This is a genomic window from Desulfuromonas sp. (genome assembly GCF_002868845.1).
Taxonomy (GTDB): Bacteria; Desulfobacterota; Desulfuromonadia; order Desulfuromonadales; family BM501; genus BM501.
This window is the reverse complement of the sequence record NZ_PKUB01000056.1, coordinates 1-305: the sequence shown is the minus strand read 5'-3', so window position 1 is coordinate 305 and position 305 is coordinate 1. Positions and strand designations below refer to the sequence as shown.

The 305-nt window shown below is 60.7% G+C and carries 1 protein-coding gene; it reads left to right on the top strand.

Translation table 11 applies throughout. The features are described from left to right. A partial coding sequence (locus tag C0617_RS16530) for a cytochrome c oxidase subunit 3 (protein ID WP_291318138.1) occupies positions 1 to 305 on the top strand: 305 nt, incomplete at both ends.

Sequence of the window (305 nt, the reverse complement as noted above, 5' to 3'; positions counted from 1 at the left end):
TTCTGAGCGCGACGGTGGTCTCGGCAGCCGTTTTCCTGATCAACAAGTACTTCGAGTGGAGCGCCAAGATCGCCCACGGCACCTATCCCGGTTCCGAACACCTCAAAGGCATGCCGCCGGGACAGGACGTCTTTTTCAACCTCTACTACATCACCACGGGCCTGCACGGCTTGCACGTGATCATCGGAGCGGCCCTGCTGGTCTGGGTCCTGCTCGGGGTCAAGTCCGGCAAGATCGGGCCGGCAGACAATGTCGCACTGGAGAACTCCGGACTCTACTGGCACCTCGTCGACCTGGTATGGATC